The following is a 19,479-nucleotide window of genomic DNA, read 5'->3' on the forward strand; positions in this document are numbered from 1 at the left end:
GAGCATGGCCGCTCGTGCCATGAACCCTGTCCAAGCACTTTCCGACGCCGCTCCCCGGCCCTACTGGCTCGACGACCCCTCCCGGCCGGAGGCGCTCCCCGCGCTCGTCGGCGACGAGCACTGCGACCTGCTCGTCGTCGGCGGCGGATACTCCGGACTGTGGACCGCGCTCCTCGCCAAGGAGCGCGACCCCGGCCGGGACGTCGTCCTCATCGAGGCCCAGGAGACCGGCTGGGCCGCCTCCGGCCGCAACGGCGGCTTCTGCTCCGCCTCCCTCACCCACGGCTGGGCCAACGGCGCGGCACGCTGGCCGGACGAGCTCAGCACGCTGCACAAGCTCGGCCTGCAGAACCTCGACGACATCGAGGCCACCCTCACCCGCCACGGCATCGACTGCGACTTCGAGCGCACCGGCGAGATCGACATCGCCACAGCCCCGCACCAGGTGCACGAGTTGCAGGAGGCCGCGGAGGAGCTCGAGGCCCTCGGCATCACAGGGTACGAATACCTCGACCGGGAGGGCCTGCGCGCCGAGGTCCACTCCCCGACCTTCCTTGCCGGACTCTGGGACCGCGACGGGGTGGCGATGCTGCACCCCGCCAGGCTCGCATGGGGCCTCAAGCGCGCCTGCACGGAGCTCGGCGTGCGCATCTACGAGCACACGCCGGGCACCGAGCTGTCCTCCCGCGCCGCCGGCATCGCCGTACGCACCCCCTACGGGCGCGTCTACGCCCGGCATGCCGCGCTGGGCACCAACGCCTTCCCCTCACTCGTCAAGCGCGTCCGCCCGTACATCGCCCCTGTCTACGACTACGCGCTCATGACGGAGCCCCTGAACGCCGAACAGCTCGACGCCGTCGGCTGGAAGGGACGGCAGGGACTGGGAGACGCCGCCAACCACTTCCACTACTTCCGCATCACGCCCGACCACCGCATCCTGTGGGGCGGTTACGACATCGTCCACCACTACGGTGGCGGCGTCCGGGCGGAATACGACCACCACCCGGCCACGTACCAGAAGCTCGCCGAGCACTTCTTCCGCTGCTTCCCCCAGCTCGAAGGAGTGCGCTTCACCCACACCTGGGGCGGTGCCATCGACACCTGCTCGCGCTTCTCTGCCTTCTTCGGCACGGCGCACGGCGGCAAGGTCGCCTACGCCCTCGGCTACACGGGTCTGGGCGTCGGTGCCACCCGCTTCGGTGCCGACGTCATGCTCGACCTGCTCTCAGGGGAGCGCACGGAGCGGACCGAGCTGGAGATGGTGCGCAGCAAGCCGCTGCCGTTCCCGCCCGAGCCGGTGCGCTCCATGGGCATCGGCATCACCCAGTGGTCGATGACGAAGGCCGACGAGAACGGCGGCCGCCGCAACCTGTGGCTCAAGGCCATGGACAAGGTGGGCCTCGGGTTCGACAGCTGAGGGCGGGCGGGGGCCTCGTGCCTGGCGCCGGCCGGGCCCCATGCCGCGCCCTGCGCTCCGGGCCCCATGCGGGAGTCTGCACTGCCCCGGTGCACCCTCGGGGGCGCACCGGGGCACGCCGTCCTGCGGACAGTGAACCCTTCACCTCCGGTCGGACCCGAAACCCGCGTAATGATCCGCACTCCGCGGCCTCTCCATCCGTGAACGCAGGACGAGTGAACACGGAACGGAGGCACCGCCATGAGTGACGACGCGGGGAAGCGGAGCGCGGTGGAGTGGCTGGCGACGGCCGCACCCGACCCCGGGACCTGCCGGTGGGAGTGGGAGCGCAACCCCCTCGGGGTGGCGCTGCTGCCCGCCGGCAGGCTCTGGGACGTTCTCATCCTCCCCAGCGAGCTGGGCCGCCCCACGCTGGAGATCCTCACCCGCTGCACTGCACAGGTCGGGCCCGTGCTGGCCGACTTCGGTGACTGCCGCATGGGCTTCTTCGTCCCCCCGGGCACTGCCGCGAGGTGGTTCGCCACGGGTGTACGGGCCGCCGGGGCCGGCAGTTGGGTCGTCGTCCCTCACCCGGGGCGGGCGGCTTCGGGCGTGCGCTGGGTGGTACCGCCCGACGGCAAGGGCACGCTCACCGACCCGGCGCTGCTGGAACTGTCGATGCACGAGGCCGCCGCGGACCTGGCCGGCGAACGGGACGGGTGAGGGCCTGTGCCAGCCCCCACAACAGCACGCCGGACAGGCACCACGCGCCCACCACGTCCAGCGGCCAGTGATAGCCGCACCGCACCAGGCCGACAGCGACACCGGCGTTTAGGAGGACGTACGCCACCGCTGCCCACGCGCGTGCGCGCGCGTGCCGGTCGGGGGGCCTCATGCCGGCGCGTTCCGCATGGGGCGGCGCGCCGGGGTGGGCGGCGGCACGGGGCAGCGCACGGTCATGTTCCGCATGGGGCGGCATCACGGAGGCACCGGCATGGGGCGGCGTGCGGAACGAGCCGGCACGGGGCGCCAGAAGCAGCAGCACAGCCGCCCCGTATGCGACGGCGGCGGTGGCCGTATGCCCTGAAGGAAAGAAGCCGTCGTGCGCTCCGGTCGCAGCCATGGCCGGGGGCCCCGTGCGGCCGATCCAGGACTTCACCGGTACGACGACGGCCGGCACGGCCGCCAGGGCGAGAGCCGCCCACAGCGGCGGCAGCCACGGCCTGGGGCCGCCGCGGCGCAGCAGCTCGGACACGGCCATGGCCACGACCAGAACGGGCACCGCGACCGACGCGTTGCCGAGGTCGGCGAGGAATTGTGCGACTGCGCCGGGGAATGAGGAGTCCGCCACCGTACGGCCGAGGTCCTCGTCGAGCGTCCGCACGGGGCCGTGCGCTGCGACCTGCCAGGTGACCAGAGCGAAGAACAGCGCACAGAACGCCGGGAAGAGCCCGCGCACGAGGCGGGACCGTGCCGGCGGCCCCGGAACAGGGGGGGAGGTTCCGAGGCCGCCGTGAGGACCGGGGTGCCGCGCGCCCCGGGGGGTATGGGGCGGGCGGCCATCCGATCGGTGAGGATGTCCGGAGCGCAAGGCTCCAGTGGTGTGCGCGAAGGCACGGCCGGGTCGGCACTGGGGAAGTACCGGCTCGGCTCCGTCCGCAGTCCCCTGCGGACGAGGTGTTTCTCTCATCTGCAGAAACCGTACGGCAGGGCGGGCGGTCCGGACAGCCGGATCACCCGTCCACCACCCGCTCCGCACAGGTTCTTCACCCGTATCCCCCCTCACCGGCGGCTACAGGCGGGCGAAAGCGGCCTCGATGATGTCCAGGCCCTCGTTGAGCAGGTCCTCGCCGATCACCAGCGGCGGCAGGAAGCGCAGCACGTTGCCGTACGTGCCACAGGTGAGCACGAGCAGGCCCTCCGCGTGGCAGGCCTTGGCGAGCGCGCCGGCGGCCTCCGGGTTGGGGTCCTTGGTGCCGGACTTCACCAGCTCGATCGCGATCATGGCGCCGCGGCCGCGGATGTCGCCGATGATGTCGAACTTCTCCTGCATGGCGGAGAGGCGGCCCTTCATGACCTCCTCGATGCGCTTGGCCTTCGCGTTGAGGTCCAGCTCGCGCATGGTCTCGATCGCGCCGAGCGCCGCCGCGCAGGCCACCGGGTTGCCGCCGTAGGTGCCGCCGAGGCCGCCCGCGTGTGCCGCGTCCATGATCTCGGCGCGGCCGGTGACGGCGGCGAGCGGCAGGCCGCCCGCGATGCCCTTGGCCGTGGTGATCAGGTCGGGGACGACGCCCTCGTCCTCGCACGCGAACCACTGGCCCGTGCGGCAGAAGCCGGACTGGATCTCGTCCGCGACGAAGACGATGCCGTTGTCCTTCGCGAACTGCGCGATGCGCGGCAGGAAGCCCTTGGCCGGCTCGATGAAGCCGCCCTCGCCCAGCACCGGCTCGATGATGATCGCGGCGATGTTGTCGGCGCCGACCTGCTTGGTCATGGCGTCGATGGCCTGGGCCGCGGCCTCCTCGGCGCAGTTCTCCGGGCCGGTGGGCCAGCGGTAGCCGTAGGCCACCGGCACGCGGTAGACCTCGGGGGCGAACGGGCCGAAGCCGTGCTTGTACGGCATGTTCTTGGCGGTGAGCGCCATCGTCAGGTTCGTACGGCCGTGGTAGCCGTGGTCGAAGACGACGACGGCCTGGCGCTTGGTGTGCGCGCGGGCGATCTTCACCGCGTTCTCCACGGCCTCGGCGCCCGAGTTGAACAGCGCGGACTTCTTGGCGTGGTCACCCGGCGTCAGCTCGGCGAGCTTCTCGCAGACCTCCACGTAGCCCTCGTAGGGCGTCACCATGAAACAGGTGTGGGTGAAGTCGGCGAGCTGTGCGGCGGCGCGGCGCACGACGGCCTCGGCGGAGTTGCCGACCGAGGTCACGGCGATGCCGGAGCCGAAGTCGATCAGCGAGTTGCCGTCCACGTCCTCGATCACGCCACCTCCGGCGCGCTTGGTGAACACCGGCAGCGTCAGGCCTACGCCACCCGCGACCGCGGCGTTCTTCCGGGCCAGCAGCTCCTGCGACTTCGGGCCGGGGATCGCGGTGACGATGCGGCGCTCCTGGGGGAGGGCCGGGCCTCCGGTCAGTTCGGTCATGAGGTGCTCCAGGGGGAGAGAACGGGCTTCGATCGGACTTTTAGTCGCAGGCTAGGTGCGGGAAGGGGGGTCGGGCATGTTCCGTTCGGGAGCAGTGGGCGCGTCGCGTTGTCCGTACCGGACATGGCGGAGCGTGACAGGTCCGTCAGCACGTTCCCCGGGTGATCATGCACTCGGCATGGCCGGGGACGCTGAACTCGCCACGGCCGACCACTAGATTGAGCGGCGGCGCGCACTCAGACGAGAAACCAGAAGCCGGCCGGCGGGGGGCGAGGGGCAGCGATGGAGCACGAGGGCACGTACGACGCACCGGGCGCACGGGGCCGGCTGCCCGGGGCGGCCGGCGCACCGCAAGCCCGGGCAGCCGACGCCGAGCCCTGGCCCCGGCGGCCGGCAGGCCCGCCCGCACCTCCGCCCATGCCCCATGCGGCCCCCATGGCGCCCCATGCCGCGCCTCCCGTCATGCCTGCGGAGGCGCCGCCCCGGCCGCCCCATGCGGTGCCGCAGCAGCCCGGCACGGCGCCCGGGGCGGCTCCGCAAGGCCGGTCCCCGTTCCTCACCTGGCTCCGCACGCCCCGTGTCGCCGCGGGCCCCGGCATCTGGGCCTACGGCTACCGCCCCAAGCCCCCGGAGGAGCCGGACCGCATCCCGGGCCGGCAGCTCCTCAGCGGGGCGGTCATCGCCCTCCTGTGCGGCTGGCTGCTGGGATCCCTGCTGTGGAACGGCTACCTCGGCTCCTACTGGCTGTGGCCGCTGACCGTCCTGACCCCCGACTCGTGGCACAGGGGCATGGCTGCGGTGTGGACCATCTACACCTATTACGCCGTCTGTCTGGGCGTGCTCATCTACGTCTTCGGCCGCCTGGGGCGCTGGCCCCAGGTCTGGCGGCGGTACTTCGCGCCGCTGCTGGCGCGGCTGTGGGACGACGGCGGAGCCCTTCCGGCCGCCGTGGGAGGCGGCCCCCGCCAGGACCCGGCCGACTGGCCCCAGCTGCGCGCCGCGGGCGCGCACGAGGCGGCGGAACGGCTCGCCGCGGAAGCACGCGCCGGGCTGATGAACGACGTCGACCACGCCCGCATCGAGCGGGCCTGGCAGACCGTACGCGTGCAGCCGGGGCGGCTCGCCGCGTTCACCGAAACCGTTCTGCGGCACGGGGCGGCCGCCTGCGCGCACCCGTCCGGTGCGCGCGATCTGCCCGTACGCGCCGCGCGCCACGACCTCGTCACCCGGCAGGTGCGCATCGGCACCGCCGTGGACGACGAGCGCAACCCGTACGTGCACCGGGGCGCCGGATTCGCCCTGGACCCCCGCCTGATCGGTACGTCCCTGCTCGCCGTCGGCCCGCCCGGCAGCGGCAAGACCGACCGGCTGATCCGCCCCGTGCTGGAGTCGCTGTGCCTGCAGGCGCTCGCCGGCCGGGCGGCCGTCGTCGCGGTCTGCGCGGCAGGGGCGGGCCTGGCGCCCGACGAGGCGTTCGACGTCGTGGTGCGCATCGGCCGGCCGGACTCCGCGTACGACCTCGACCTCTACGGCGGCACCGACGACCCCGACGAGGCCGCCGCCGTCCTCGCCGAGGGCCTCGTGGGCGACCTCACGACCACGCTGCCGGGCGAGGGGGGCCGCCGGGCCGCAACCGTGCTGGCCCAGATCCTCGGCCCTTACCGGGCCGCTCACGGCCGCTTCCCGTCCGTCCCCGAACTGCGCGAGCTCCTGGACGGCTCGCCCGCCGCCGTGGCCTCCCTGCGCGCCGCCCTCACGGACGCCGGGCAGGAGGCCCTCATCCGCGAGCTCGACGCACGGGAGCGGCAGGCGCATCGCCCCGGCGACGCCGGCCCCGTGCTCGCCGACCGCCTCGCGCTGCTCGACCGCCCGGCCTTCGCCCGCTTCTTCGACACCACCGACCCTTCGCGCACCTTCTCCCTGCGCGCACTGGAGCACCCCCTGCGCGTCCGGATCGACCTGCCCGAACGCGGGCACGCCGAGGCGTCACGGATGCTGGCCCGGCTCGTCCTCGCCCAGTTCACGGAGTGCGCAGTCGCGCGGGGCGACCGCTCCCTCTTCGCGTGCCTCGTCCTCGACGACGCCACCCACACCGTCACGCCCGAGGCCGTACGGGGCCTGGCGCGGCTCCGCTCGGCGCATGCGGGAGCGCTGCTCACCCTCCGTACGCTCGACGACGTACCCGACTCCCTGCGCAGCGCGCTGCTGGGCTCCGTCGGCTGCCGCATGGCGTTCTCCGGCGTCACCACCTGGGACGGGGCGCGCTTCGCGGAGGTGTGGGGCAAGGAGTGGGTGGAGACCCGCGACGTCACCGACCGTCAGGTCATCGCCCACGAGCCGCTGACCCGCGTCACGCACGTGGTGCGCAGGCTGGTCACGGGGCGGGCGGTGACCGCGCAGTCGGTGACGGTGCGCAAGGTGGAGCGGGAGCGCTGGTCCGCCTCCGAGCTGGCGCACGCAGTGCCGGCGGGGCACGCGGTGCTGTCGGTGACCTCCGTGCGGGGGAACAGCGCGCCGCCGGTGCTCGTCGATCTGCAGCGGTGAACCGGTTCGCGTTACCGGTGATTGCTCCACTGAGGCAGAATCGGTGGCAGATGTTCATACGCGACGGCACTTTTGCCACGACGCCCCTCCCGAAGGTGCCATGCCCCTCACGCTCGCCTCACTCGTCCACCACTCCGCGCTGAAACTCACCGTGCTCGCGGGGGAGGGCCGGCTGGACAGGCCCGTCCGCTGGGCGCACGTCAGCGAGCTGGCCGACCCCGTGCCGTGGATGGACGGCGGCGAGCTGCTGCTGATCACCGCTCTGAAGATCGACGCGGAGGATCCCGAGGCCATGCGGCAGTACGTCCGCCGCCTCGTGCGCGCAGGAGTCGTCGGCCTCGGCTTCGCGGTCGGCGTCAACTACGAGCGGGTGCCGGAGGCTCTGGTCGACGCCGCGGGGGACGAGGGCCTGCCGCTGCTTGAGGTGCCCCGCCGTACGCCCTTCATCGCCATCACCAAGGCGGTGTCCGCAGCCATCGCAGCCGACCAGTACCGGGCGGTGACGGCCGGATTCGAGGCCCAGCGCGAACTGACCCGCGCCGCCCTGGGCCCCGACGGGCCGGCGGCCCTCGTCGCGCGGCTCGCCGCGCACCTCGACGGCTGGGCGGCGCTGTACGACGCCTCGGGCTCCGTCGTCGCGGCGGCGCCCGAATGGGCTGCGCGCCGGGCCGCGCGCCTCGGAGCGGACGTCGAGCGGCTGCGGGAGCGCCCCGCGCCTGCCACCGCCGTCGTGGGCACGGATCCCGCCGAGGAGGGAGCCGACCGCGTCGAGCTGCAGTCCCTCGGCTCCGGGCGGCGCGCACGAGGGGTCCTCGCCGTCGGTACGGGCGCGCCCCTGGGAACCGCCGAGCGCTACGCCGTGCACTCCGCCATCGCGCTGCTCACCCTCACCACCGAGCGCTCCCGGGCCCTGCAGGAGGCGGAGCAGCGGCTGGGTGCGGCGCTGCTGCGCATGCTCCTCGCCGGCGAACCCGACCATGCACGGGCCGTGGCCGGGGACCTCTACGGAGGCCTGCTGGACGCTCCGTTCCGGGTGATCGTCGCGGAGGCGGTGGAAGTGCCCGCCGACGCCGACAGCGTCGGCCCGGAGGGGGAGTTCGAGCCCCCCGTGGAACCGCTGGCCGTACTCGCGGACACCCTGGAGACCGCCGCGGGCCGGGTGGCGGAGCCGCTGCTGGTCGTCCCGGACGGCGAACGGCTCGTCGTCCTCGCGCCCGACGGCGGGGCGGTCGCCGCGGCATGCGGGGAACACGCCCGTGCCATAGAAGCCCGCCGCGGGACGAAAGCACGGCCTCGGGACCGCAGCGCCGCCGCCCCCTCCTGCGATCTCGTCATCGGCCTGTCCGCCCCCGCGGGGCCCATCGCCGCCGCGGCGGCCTTCCGCCAGGCGGAGCAGGCCCTGTCCGTCGCACGCCGCCGCGGCAGGGTCCTCGTGGAGCACGAAGAGGTCGCCGCCGGCTCGGTACTGCCGCTCCTTGCGGACGACGCGGTACGTGCCTTCGCGGACGGCATGCTGCGGGCCCTCCGGGAGCACGACGCCACCGGCCGCGGCGACCTCGTCGCCTCCCTGCGCGCCTGGCTCTCCCGCCATGGTCAGTGGGACGCAGCGGCGGCGGACCTCGGTGTCCACCGCCACACGCTGCGCTACCGCATGCGCCGGGTGGAGGAAATCCTGGGCCGCTCCCTCGACGATCCCGACGTCCGCATGGAGCTGTGGCTGGCTTTGAAGGCGACTGCGGCCTCGGGGCAGGAGTAGAGCCGGAGCCCTCGAAATACCGGAGGACGGGGCAGTGGGCCCGTAAGTCCGGGGAACTGCAGCGCCCTGTGGTCCGGGTGGCGGAGGGAGGGCGCCGCATGGGCCGGCCAGGTCCGGACGGCCCGGCACGGCGCCGCGCCGGGGAGCGAGCGCGTGGCGGCATGGGGCCCGCGGGCGGCGCCCCCGGGCGCCCCATGCGCGCCGCATGGGGCGCGCCGCCTCCGGCCTCATGCTTGTCGCGAAGGCCCACAAGCCCTGAGCCCTGCAGGCGCACGAGGCGCCGCCACTCCGCCATTGCGGTGCCCCCCGTGCCGGTACTGCTCCACCGCGGACAATCGGCGCCCGGCCGCCCCGCGCCTACCGTGGGGGAGCAATATCCACACCACTTGGGAAGGGCCGGGATTGTGACTGCTCCCCACGCGTTCTGGCTGGCCGGCCGCGAGGCCACCGGCGAGGAGACCTTCGACGTCACGAACTCCTGGGACGGCCGTCTCGTCGGCACCGTGAGCGTGCCCACCGAGGCACAGGTCGAGGAGGCCGTGGCCGCCGCGCACGCCGTCCGAGAGGAGTTCGCGGCGACGCCCGCGCACGTGCGGACCGCCGCCCTCGACCACGTCGCGAAGCGCCTTACCGAGCGCACCGAGGAGATCGCCCAGCTCATCTCCGCCGAGAACGGCAAGCCCATCAAGTGGGCCCGCGGCGAGGTCGGCCGCGCCGTCTCCGTCTTCCGCTGGGCCGCCGAGGAGGCTCGCCGCTTCAACGCCGGCGACGCGCAGCGCCTCGACACCGACGCGGGCGGCACCGGCCGCCTGGCGCTGACCCGCCGCTTCCCGCGCGGCACCGTGCTGGGCATCGCGCCGTTCAACTTCCCGCTGAACCTGAGCGCCCACAAGGTCGCCCCCGCGATCGCCGTCGGTGCGCCGATCATCCTCAAGCCCGCGCCGGCGACCCCGATCTCCTCCCTCGTGCTGGGCGAGATCCTGGCCGAGACGGACCTGCCGGCGGGCTCCTGGAGCGTGCTGCCGGTCCCGAACGACCGCATGCCCGCCCTCGTCCAGGACGAGCGCCTGCCGGTCATCTCCTTCACCGGCTCCGGGCCGGTCGGCTGGTCGATCCTCGACTCCGCCCCCCGCAAGCACGTCACCCTCGAGCTCGGCGGCAACGGTGCGGCCGTCGTCCTGGCCGACTGGTCCTCTGAGGAAGACCTCGACTGGGCCGCACAGCGCATCGCGACGTTCTCGAACTACCAGGGCGGCCAGTCCTGCATCTCGGTGCAGCGCGTCATCGCCGACGCCTCGCTGTACGAGCGCCTCGTGCCCAAGGTCGTGGCCGCCGTCGAGGCGCAGGTCACCGGTGACCCGTCGGACGCCGCGACGGACGTCGGCCCGCTGGTCAGCGAGGACGCCGCCAAGCGCGTGGAGTCCTGGGTGGACGAGGCCGTCGAGAAGGGCGCCTCTCTGCTCACCGGCGGCAAGCGCGACGGCGCGACCTACGCCCCGACCGTGCTCGCGGACGTGCCGGCCGACGTGACCATCGCCTGCGAGGAGGTCTTCGGCCCCGTCCTGACGATCACCAAGGCCGAGGGCGAGGAGGCCGCTTTCGCCGCCGTCAACGACTCGCCGTACGGCCTGCAGGCCGGTGTCTTCACGCACGACCTGCAGACGGCGTTCCGGGCGCACCGTGTGCTGGAGACCGGTGGCGTCATCATCGGCGACGTGCCGTCCTACCGTGCGGACCAGATGCCCTACGGCGGCGCCAAGCAGTCCGGCGTGGGGCGCGAGGGCGTGCGCTACGCGATGGACGACTACACCTACGAGCGAGTGCTCGTCCTGACGGGCCTGGCGCTCTAGCAGGAACTGGCTGCAGCCATCTGCCCGTAGGCAGAGAAGTCCCGTCCGACGGCCGGGGTGCGCTCCATGCGCGCCCCGGCCGTCGGCGTTTCTCCCTGCGCTCCGCCCGGCTGCGTGCTGAACCGCATGGGGCGCGGGGCCGGTGCCCCACGCGGTGCCCCGTGTGGCGCCCCATCGCCCCATGCGATCGGCCGCGGAGAGCGGCAGCGCCCCTCTCCGGGCCCCCTCGCGCTCCCGTCTGGCCGGATCCTTGCGAGCCATGGCAGTCAGGCCGCTCGTCGCCGTTCGTGATCTCCGGAAGTCTGGGGGCATTGAAACGGCACGACCCAAGGAGCGCACCGCCATGACCGCAGCACCCGCCCTCATGCACGCCATCCGCCAGGAGTCCGCCGGCGGCCCCGAGGTGCTGCGCCTGGTCGAGACCGACCGCCCCGTGCCCGGGCCCACCGAGATCCTGGTGCGGGTACGGGCGGCAGGGGTCAACCCGGTCGACTGGAAGACCCGGACGCGCGGTTACTACTACACGGGGGACACCCCGCCCTTCGGCCTCGGCTTCGACGTCTCGGGCGTGGTCGAAGCGGTCGGGGACGGCGTGACGCTGTACGCCCCGGGCGACGAGGTGTACGGCATGCCGCGCTTCCCGCACCCGGCGGGCGCCTACGCCGAGTACGTCGCCGCGCCTGCCCGGCACTTCGCCCCCAAGCCGCAGGGGCTCGACCACGTACAGGCCGCCGGTCTGCCCCTCGCCGCGCTCACCGCGTGGCAGGCTGTCGTGGACACCGCCCGCGTCACCGAGGGGCAGCGCGTGCTGATCCACGCGGCGGCGGGCGGTGTGGGCCACCTGGCCGTCCAGATCGCCAAGGCGCGTGGTGCGTACGTCATCGGCACGGCCAGCGCCGCCAAGCACGACTTCCTGCGGGGCCTGGGAGCCGATGAACTCATCGACTACCGCGAGCAGGACTTCGCCGAGGAGCTCGGCGACCTCGACGCCGTCCTGGAGGCCATCAGCGGCGACTACCCCTCCCGCTCCCTGCGCACCCTCCGCCCCGGCGGCACCCTCGTCTCGCTGCTACCCCTGACGGACCCGGTCCTCGCCGAGGCGCGCGAGCGCGGCGTCCGCGCCGTGCGGATGATGGTCGAGCCCGACCTGGCGGGCCTGCGGGGCATCAGCGAGCTCGTCGAGTCCGGGCGGCTGCGCACCGAGATCGCGGCGGTCCTGCCGCTCGCCGAGGCCGGCAAGGCCCACGAGCTCGGCGAGACGGGCCGCACCTCCGGGAAGATCGTGCTCACCGTCGGCGACTGACCATCAGGCCCCGCCCGCGGCCCTGCCCCACACCCCGCATGGGGCCCCGTGCCACCCTCCGCATGGGGCCCCGCCCCGCGCCTCGCACGGGGCTCCCGCTGAGCCTCGGGGCCGGAACGTTGCGCGAGGTCTGGTAGATGCCGGGAGGATCGGGTACATACGGTCCAGTAGTACCGGTCGGTAGCCGACCGGGACGGCCCCGACTGAAGCGGCGAGGTGCCTCATGACCGCACCATCCGTACGACAGGTCTCCGAGCGCGAAGCACGCCAGGTCGCCGAAGCGGCCCGGGAGCAGGACTGGAAGAAGCCGAGCTTCGCCAAGGAACTCTTCCTCGGCCGGTTCCGCCTCGATCTGATCCACCCGCATCCGACGCCCGCCATGGAGGACGTACGGCGCGGCGAAGAGTTTCTTTCGAAGCTCCGTGACTTCTGCGAGACGCGCATCGATGCCGCCCGGATCGAGCGCGAGGCGAGGATCCCGGACGAGACGGTGAACGGGCTCAAGGAGCTCGGCGCCCTCGGCATGAAGATCGACACCAAGTACGGGGGCCTCGGGCTCACGTCGGTCTACTACAACAAGGCCCTCGCCGTCGTGGGCTCCGTCAGTCCAGCCGTCGGCGCGCTGCTCTCCGCGCACCAGTCCATCGGCGTGCCCCAGCCGCTCAAGCTCTTCGGCACTCAGCAGCAGAAGGAGACCTTCCTGCCGCGGTGTGCCCGCACCGACATTTCGGCGTTCCTGCTCACCGAGCCGGACGTCGGCTCGGACCCCGCGCGCCTAGCCACCTCCGCGGTCCCCGACGGGGACGATTACATTCTCGACGGGGTCAAGCTCTGGACGACCAACGGCGTCGTCGCGGACCTGCTGGTCGTCATGGCGCGCGTCCCCAGGAGCGAGGGCCACAAGGGCGGCATCACGGCCTTCGTCGTCGAGGCCGCGGCGGAGGGCGTCACCGTCGAGCGCCGTAACGCCTTCATGGGCCTGCGGGGCATCGAGAACGGCGTGACCCGCCTCCACCAGGTGCGCGTCCCCGCCGCCAACCGCATCGGCCCGGAGGGCTCAGGGCTCAAGATCGCTCTGACGACGCTCAACACCGGACGGCTGTCCATCCCCGCCATGTGCGTCGCCGGCGGCAAGTGGGCGCTGAAGATCGCCCGCGAGTGGTCCACGGCGCGCGAGCAGTGGGGCAAGTCCATCGCCAAGCACGAGGCGGTCGGTTCGAAGATCGCCTTCATCGCGGCGACCACCTTCGCCCTGGAGGCCGTCCTCGATCTCTCCGGCCAGATGGCCGACGAGAACCGCAACGACATCCGCATCGAGGCCGCTCTCGCCAAGCTGTACGCCAGCGAGATGGCCTGGCTGATGACCGACGAACTCGTGCAGATCCGCGGCGGACGTGGCTACGAGAGCGCCGCCTCGCTCGCCGCACGGGGCGAGCGCGCCGTCCCCGCCGAGCAGATGCTGCGCGATGCGCGCATCAACCGCATCTTCGAGGGCTCCACGGAGATCATGCACCTGCTGATCGCCCGTGAGGCCGTGGACGCCCACCTCTCGGTCGCGGGTGACCTCATCGACCCGGACAAGTCCCTGGGCGACAAAGCCCGCGCAGGGGCCCGCGCAGGGGGCTTCTACGCCCGCTGGCTGCCCAAGCTGGTCACCGGCCCCGGGCAGCTCCCGCGCACCTACGCGGAATTCCACCCCACGGGCCACCGTGACCTCGCCGCCCACCTGCGCTACGTCGAGCGCTCCTCGCGCAAACTCGCCCGCTCCACCTTCTACGCCATGTCCCGCTGGCAAGGCCGCATGGAGACCAAGCAGGGCTTCCTCGGCCGCATCGTCGACATCGGTGCGGAACTCTTCGCGATGAGCGCGGCGTGCGTCCGTGCGGAGCGGCTGCGTGCCGAGGGCGAGCACGGTGCGGAGGCTTACGAGCTCGCTGATGCCTTCTGCCGGCAGGCCAGGATCCGCACGGAGGAGCTCTTCGGGCGGCTGTGGACGAATACCGACGACCTCGACCGCAAGGTCGTCTCCGGAGTGATGTCCGGGGCGTACGAGTGGCTCGAGGCCGGCATCCTCGACCCCAGCGGCGACGGCCCCTGGATCGCGGACGCCACCCCCGGCCCGGCGAAGACGGACAACGTCCACCGCCCCATCCGCTGAGCCCCGCCGCCCGCCGCCCGCGCGCGGCGCCGTCCGCCCCGTGCGGGGTGCTCTCCGCCCCGTGCGGGGGAGCGCCGCGCCCCGTGCCGGGCAGCTTTCCCGCCCCGTGTTTCCCGCCCCATGCGGCGGAGAAGGCGCTTCCGCCCCATGCAGGGAATGGCTTCCGCCCCGTGCGGGTACCTCCCTGCCCACGCAGTGCCGCTCCTTGCCCCACGCAGGGGCCCGCTCCCGCCCCATGCGAGCGCGCGCCATCCGCCCCATGCGGGCCCCGCCTCCGCCCCATGCGGGCAAGCCCCTCACCCCCCGCCCATGCCGCCCCACCGAGGGCGGACGGGGGCTCCCTGTCCGCTCTCCGGTCGGAAGACGCAACAATGAGTCCATGACGGACTCCCTCGCTGACCCGCATCTGCGCTACTCCGCCCCCACCGCCGCGGGCGGACCGCGCGAGATCGTGATCCTCGGTTCCACCGGCTCGATCGGGACCCAGGCCATCGACCTCGTGCTCCGCAACCCCGGCAGGTTCCGGGTGACCGGCCTGTCGGCCGCCGGCGGCCGCGTGGGGCTCCTCGCCGAGCAGGCGCGGCAGCTGCGGGTGCGCACCGTCGCCGTCGCCCGGGAGGAGACGGTGCCCGCGCTGCGTGAGGCGCTGGCGGCGCTGTACGGGGCGGAGCCGCTGCCCGAGATCCTGGCGGGGCCCGAGGCGGCCACCGAGCTGGCGCGGAGCGCGTGCCACACCGTCCTGAACGGCATCACGGGCTCGATCGGCCTGGCGCCGACCCTGGCGGCCCTGGAGGCCGGCCGGACGCTCGCGCTGGCCAACAAGGAGTCGCTGATCGTGGGCGGCCCGCTGGTGAAGGCGCTCGCCAAGCCCGGCCAGATCATCCCCGTGGACTCCGAGCACGCCGCGCTCTTCCAGGCGCTGCTGGGCGGTACGCGCGCCGAGGTCCGCAAGCTGGTCGTCACAGCCTCGGGCGGGCCCTTCCGGGGCCGTACGAAGGCCGAGCTGGCCTCCGTGACCCGCGAGGACGCCCTCGCGCACCCGACCTGGTCCATGGGGCCGGTGATCACGATCAACTCCGCGACCCTGGTCAACAAGGGCCTGGAGGTCATCGAGGCGCACCTGCTGTACGACATCCCGTTCGAGCGCATCGAGGTCGTCGTCCACCCGCAGTCCTACGTCCACTCGATGGTGGAGTTCGTGGACGGCTCCACGCTGGCCCAGGCCACCCCGCCGGACATGCGCGGCCCCATCGCCATCGGCCTGGGCTGGCCGGAAAGGATCCCGGACGCGGCCCCGGCCTTCGACTGGTCCACGGCCTCCACCTGGGAGTTCTTCCCGCTCGACGAGGAGGCCTTCCCGTCGGTGGCCCTCGCCCGGCATGTCGGCGAGCTCGGGGGCACGGCGCCCGCCGTCTTCAACGCGGCCAACGAAGAGTGCGTCGACGCCTTCCTCGCGGGCGGGCTGCCGTTCAACGGGATTGTCGATACGGTCGCGGAGGTGGTGGCGGAACACGGCACGCCCACCACGGGAACCCGCCTCACCGTTGCGGACGTCTTGGAAGCGGAGGCCTGGGCACGCGCCCGGGCCCGTGAACTGGCAGCGCGGACGGCCCCGGCGGCCCGTACCGCGAAGGCGACCTCGGAGGCCCGCGCATGACGACACTGATGACGGTCCTCGGGATAGTCGTCTTCGTGGTGGGCCTGCTCTTCTCGATCGCCTGGCACGAGCTGGGCCACCTGTCGACCGCGAAGCTCTTCGGCATCCGCGTGCCGCAGTACATGGTCGGCTTCGGGCCGACGATCTTCTCGCGGAAGAAGGGCGAGACCGAGTACGGCATCAAGGCCATCCCGCTCGGCGGCTACATCCGCATGATCGGAATGTTCCCGCCCGGCGCGGACGGCCGGGTCGCCGCTCGCTCCACCTCGCCGTGGCGCGGCATGATCGAGGACGCACGCTCGGCCGCCTTCGAGGAGCTCCAGCCCGGCGACGATTCCCGGCTCTTCTACACGCGCAAGCCGTGGAAGCGCGTCATCGTGATGTTCGCCGGGCCGTTCATGAACCTCGTCCTGGCCGTCGTGATCTTCCTCGGCGTGATGATGTCCTTCGGGATCAACACACAGACGACGACCGTCTCCACCGTCTCCGACTGCGTCGTCGCGGCCAGCGCCCAGACGGACAAGTGCGGCAAGGGCAATCCGGACTCCCCGGCCAAGGCCGCCGGCCTCAAGCCGCGCGACAAGATCGTGGCGTTCAACGGGCACCGTACGGACGACTGGGCCACGCTCCAGAAGGAGATCCGCAAGACCACCGGCCCCGCCACGGTCACCGTCGAGCGGGACGGCGTCCGCAAGACCCTCAACGCGAACCTGATCTCCAACCAGGTCCAGAAGTACGACGGCAAGGGCGCGCCCATCAAGGGGCAGTACGTGACGGCCGGCTTCCTCGGCTTCGCGCCCGCCACGGGCGTCGTGCCGCAGACCTTCGGCCAGTCCGTCGACCGTATGGGCGACATGGTGCAGTCCGGCGTCGAGTCGCTGATCGCCCTGCCGAGCAAGATCCCCGACCTGTGGAACGCCGCCTTCGACGGCGGCGAGCGCAAGGCGGACTCCCCGATGGGCGTCGTCGGCGCTGCGCGGGTCGGCGGCGAGGTGTTCAACCTCGACATCCCGCCGTCGCAGCAGATCGCCACCATGCTGTTCCTGGTCGCGGGCTTCAACCTCTCGCTGTTCCTGTTCAACATGCTGCCCCTGCTGCCGCTGGACGGCGGGCACATCGCCGGGGCCCTGTGGGAGTCCGTGCGGCGCGCCTTCGCGAAGGTGTTCCGCCGCCCCGACCCCGGTCCGTTCGATGTGGCCAAGCTGATGCCGGTCGCCTATGTGGTGGCGGGAATCTTCATCTGCTTCACTCTTCTCGTCCTCATCGCGGACGTGGTGAATCCGGTTCGGCTCACCTAGCGCGGTGTGTGGACAAACGCCCGTTTGTGGCGACCGGCTGCAGTCTGTGGCCGGTCGTCTGCGTTTGAGGGGTCTCCGCAGTGGGATGTGCTTCGAACGGATCGGGTGCCGTAATCTCGAAGCGGAGCCCGCCGATCTCGGGACCTTGATTCACACCTTGGGGTTGCTCGCCACATGACTGCGATTTCGCTTGGAATGCCTTCCGTTCCGATCAAGCTCGCCGACCGCCGGGTCAGCCGCAAGATCCAGGTCGGCTCCGTGGCCGTCGGAGGCGACGCACCCGTTTCGGTGCAGTCGATGACCACGACGAGGACGTCGGACATCGGTGCCACGCTCCAGCAGATCGCGGAGCTGACGGCGTCGGGCTGCCAGATCGTGCGGGTGGCCTGTCCCACGCAGGATGACGCGGACGCGCTGCCGGTGATTGCGAAGAAGTCGCAGATCCCGGTGATCGCGGACATTCACTTCCAGCCGAAGTACGTCTTCGCGGCGATCGATGCCGGGTGTGCGGCGGTGCGTGTGAACCCGGGCAACATCAAGCAGTTCGACGACAAGGTCAAGGAGATCGCGAAGGCGGCCTCCGAGGCGGGCACGCCGATCCGTATCGGTGTGAATGCGGGGTCGCTGGACCGGCGGCTGCTGCAGAAGTACGGGAAGGCGACGCCGGAGGCGCTGGTGGAGTCGGCGTTGTGGGAGGCCTCGCTGTTCGAGGAGCACGGGTTCCGGGACATCAAGATCTCGGTGAAGCACAACGACCCGGTGGTGATGGTCAATGCGTACCGTCAGCTGGCGGCGCAGTGTGACTATCCGCTGCACCTGGGTGTGACCGAGGCGGGTCCGGCGTTCCAGGGGACGATCAAGTCCGCGGTGGCGTTCGGTGCGCTGCTGTCGGAGGGCATCGGTGACACCATCCGTGTGTCGCTGTCGGCCCCGCCGGCGGAGGAGATCAAGGTGGGTATGCAGATCCTGGAGTCCCTGGGGCTGCGCCAGCGTCGTCTGGAGATCGTCTCGTGTCCGTCCTGTGGTCGTGCGCAGGTGGATGTGTACAAGCTTGCGGATCAGGTCAGTGCTGGTCTGGAGGGTATGGAGGTGCCGTTGCGCGTCGCGGTGATGGGCTGCGTCGTCAATGGTCCGGGTGAGGCCCGTGAGGCCGACCTGGGTGTCGCCTCGGGTAATGGCAAGGGGCAGATCTTCGTGAAGGGCGAGGTCATCAAGACCGTGCCGGAGTCGAAGATCGTGGAGACCCTCATCGAGGAAGCCATGAAGATCGCCGAGCAGATGGAGAAGGACGGCGTCGCGTCCGGCGAGCCCAAGATCAGCATCGCCGGCTGACCCTCGCTTCCGCGCCCCATGCGCCCATGCACGCCGTAGTGCCCGCAGTGCCCCGCCTCCCGTCCAGCACGGGGCGGGGCACCGCTGCTTCCCGCCCCGTGCGGCCGCAAGGGGGGTGCGCCCAGGAGGCCGGGAGGTACAGTTCCAAGACCTGTTCCTCCGGCCTCGGGCCCCGCGACGGTGAGGCAAACCCACACGTGCTGACGACGACCACCACCAAGGTCCTGGAGCCCGGCGACATCGAGGCCGCCCTCGGCGTCCTCGACCGCGACCCCGTCGCCAACGCCTTCGTCGCCGCCCGCGTCCAGGTCGCGGGCCTCGACCCCTGGCGGCTCGGCGGCGAGATGTGGGGCTGGTACTCGGGTGGCCGTCTCGAGTCCCTCTGCTACGCCGGCGCCAACCTCGTCCCCATCTGCGCGGGCCCCGAGGCCGTACGGGCCTTCGCCGACCGCGCGCGCCGCGCGGGGCGCCGCTGCTCCTCCATCGTGGGCCCCGCGGAGGCCACGTCCGCGCTCTGGTCGCTCCTCGAGCCCCACTGGGGCCCCGCGCGCGAGGTCCGCAGCCACCAGCCCCTCATGGTCACCCGCTCCATGCCCGCCGACGTCGAGCCCGACCCCCTCGTCCGCCGCATCCGCAAGGACGAGATGGAAGTGATCATGCCGGCCTGTGTCGCCATGTTCACCGAGGAGGTCGGCGTCTCCCCGCTCGCCGGGGACGGCGGGCTCCTCTACCAGGCCCGCGTCGCCGAGCTCGTGGGCTCCGGCCGCTCCTTCGCCCGCATCGAGGACGGCCACGTCGTCTTCAAGGCCGAGATCGGCGCCGCGACGCCCCGTGCCTGCCAGATCCAGGGCGTCTGGGTCGCCCCCGAGTACCGCGGCCGCGGCCTGTCCGTGACCGGCATGGCGGCCGTCCTGCGCTACGCCCTCACCGAGGTGTCGCCCGTCGTCAGCCTCTACGTGAACGACTACAACACCGCCGCCCGGGCCGCCTACCGGCGCGTCGGCTTCGAGGAGACCGGCGCGTTCATGAGCGTGCTGTTCTGA

13 protein-coding genes are annotated in these 19,479 nt (G+C 72.4%); 11 read left to right on the top strand and 2 right to left on the bottom strand.

Annotation, left to right across the window (positions count from 1 at the left end):
* The first annotated feature begins 4 nt into the window (after positions 1-4).
* Together FGW37_RS23645 and FGW37_RS23650 are read left to right on the top strand one after the other, a co-directional pair.
* Positions 5-1,417, top strand: coding sequence for an NAD(P)/FAD-dependent oxidoreductase (locus FGW37_RS23645; protein ID WP_246430518.1), 1,413 nt, complete (start codon positions 5-7; stop codon positions 1,415-1,417).
* Positions 1,418-1,657: 240 nt separating this feature from the next.
* Positions 1,658-2,119, top strand: coding sequence for a bifunctional DNA primase/polymerase (locus tag FGW37_RS23650; protein WP_179082875.1), 462 nt, complete (start codon positions 1,658-1,660; stop codon positions 2,117-2,119).
* Here the strand turns inward: FGW37_RS23650 and FGW37_RS23655 are convergent.
* Complete coding sequence (locus FGW37_RS23655; RefSeq protein WP_246430519.1) at positions 2,046-2,855, bottom strand: phosphatase PAP2 family protein; 810 nt, start codon at positions 2,853-2,855, stop codon at positions 2,046-2,048. The genes FGW37_RS23650 and FGW37_RS23655 overlap by 74 nt on opposite strands.
* A gap of 333 nt (positions 2,856-3,188) precedes the next feature.
* Positions 3,189-4,538 (bottom strand): 4-aminobutyrate--2-oxoglutarate transaminase, encoded by a 1,350-nt coding sequence (gene gabT / locus FGW37_RS23660; RefSeq protein WP_179082877.1) that lies wholly within the window; start codon positions 4,536-4,538, stop codon positions 3,189-3,191.
* A gap of 462 nt (positions 4,539-5,000) precedes the next feature.
* Here gabT and FGW37_RS23665 point away from each other — a divergent pair, with 462 nt between their 5' ends.
* From FGW37_RS23665 to FGW37_RS23705, 9 genes are all read left to right on the top strand, one after another.
* A complete protein-coding gene (locus FGW37_RS23665) occupies positions 5,001-7,082 on the top strand; it encodes a type IV secretory system conjugative DNA transfer family protein (protein ID WP_246430520.1) in 2,082 nt (693 codons plus the stop codon).
* 100 nt (positions 7,083-7,182) lie between these two features.
* Positions 7,183-8,838, top strand: coding sequence for a PucR family transcriptional regulator (locus tag FGW37_RS23670; RefSeq protein WP_179082879.1), 1,656 nt, complete (start codon positions 7,183-7,185; stop codon positions 8,836-8,838).
* Between the two features lie 404 nt (positions 8,839-9,242).
* Positions 9,243-10,688 (top strand): aldehyde dehydrogenase family protein, encoded by a 1,446-nt coding sequence (locus FGW37_RS23675; RefSeq protein WP_179082880.1) that lies wholly within the window; start codon positions 9,243-9,245, stop codon positions 10,686-10,688.
* A 343-nt stretch (positions 10,689-11,031) separates the two neighbouring features.
* Positions 11,032-11,991, top strand: coding sequence for an NADP-dependent oxidoreductase (locus FGW37_RS23680; RefSeq protein ID WP_246430521.1), 960 nt, complete (start codon positions 11,032-11,034; stop codon positions 11,989-11,991).
* 223 nt (positions 11,992-12,214) lie between these two features.
* On the top strand, positions 12,215-14,149 hold the full coding sequence (locus tag FGW37_RS23685; protein WP_179082881.1) for an acyl-CoA dehydrogenase family protein: 1,935 nt from the start codon (positions 12,215-12,217) through the stop codon (positions 14,147-14,149).
* A 379-nt stretch (positions 14,150-14,528) separates the two neighbouring features.
* Positions 14,529-15,806 carry a 1-deoxy-D-xylulose-5-phosphate reductoisomerase gene (gene dxr, locus FGW37_RS23690; protein ID WP_179082882.1) on the top strand — a complete coding sequence of 426 codons (1,278 nt, stop codon included), beginning with the start codon at positions 14,529-14,531 and terminating at the stop codon, positions 15,804-15,806.
* A complete protein-coding gene (locus FGW37_RS23695; RefSeq protein WP_179082883.1) occupies positions 15,803-17,104 on the top strand; it encodes a M50 family metallopeptidase in 1,302 nt (433 codons plus the stop codon). Before dxr ends, FGW37_RS23695 begins: the two co-directional genes overlap by 4 nt.
* 174 nt (positions 17,105-17,278) lie before the next feature.
* Positions 17,279-18,436: a flavodoxin-dependent (E)-4-hydroxy-3-methylbut-2-enyl-diphosphate synthase gene (gene ispG, locus FGW37_RS23700; protein ID WP_179082884.1), complete on the top strand. Its 1,158-nt coding sequence runs from the start codon at positions 17,279-17,281 to the stop codon at positions 18,434-18,436.
* A gap of 197 nt (positions 18,437-18,633) precedes the next feature.
* On the top strand, positions 18,634-19,479 hold the full coding sequence (locus FGW37_RS23705) for a GNAT family N-acetyltransferase (RefSeq protein ID WP_179082885.1): 846 nt from the start codon (positions 18,634-18,636) through the stop codon (positions 19,477-19,479).

It is taken from the genome of Streptomyces rectiverticillatus (assembly GCF_013394065.1).
Taxonomy (GTDB): domain Bacteria; phylum Actinomycetota; class Actinomycetes; order Streptomycetales; family Streptomycetaceae; genus Streptomyces; species Streptomyces rectiverticillatus.

Bases quoted from the DNA above. Each gene is read 5' to 3' on its own strand.
- FGW37_RS23645 (WP_246430518.1), top strand. From the start codon at position 5: ATGGCCGCTCGTGCCATGAACCCTGTCCAAGCACTTTCCGACGCCGCT.
- FGW37_RS23650 (WP_179082875.1), top strand. From the start codon at position 1,658: ATGAGTGACGACGCGGGGAAGCGGAGCGCGGTGGAGTGGCTGGCGACG.
- gabT (WP_179082877.1), bottom strand. From the start codon at position 4,538: ATGACCGAACTGACCGGAGGCCCGGCCCTCCCCCAGGAGCGCCGCATC.
- FGW37_RS23665 (WP_246430520.1), top strand. From the start codon at position 5,001: ATGCCTGCGGAGGCGCCGCCCCGGCCGCCCCATGCGGTGCCGCAGCAG.
- FGW37_RS23670 (WP_179082879.1), top strand. From the start codon at position 7,183: ATGCCCCTCACGCTCGCCTCACTCGTCCACCACTCCGCGCTGAAACTC.
- FGW37_RS23680 (WP_246430521.1), top strand. From the start codon at position 11,032: ATGACCGCAGCACCCGCCCTCATGCACGCCATCCGCCAGGAGTCCGCC.
- FGW37_RS23685 (WP_179082881.1), top strand. From the start codon at position 12,215: ATGACCGCACCATCCGTACGACAGGTCTCCGAGCGCGAAGCACGCCAG.
- dxr (WP_179082882.1), top strand. From the start codon at position 14,529: ATGACGGACTCCCTCGCTGACCCGCATCTGCGCTACTCCGCCCCCACC.
- FGW37_RS23695 (WP_179082883.1), top strand. From the start codon at position 15,803: ATGACGACACTGATGACGGTCCTCGGGATAGTCGTCTTCGTGGTGGGC.
- ispG (WP_179082884.1), top strand. From the start codon at position 17,279: ATGACTGCGATTTCGCTTGGAATGCCTTCCGTTCCGATCAAGCTCGCC.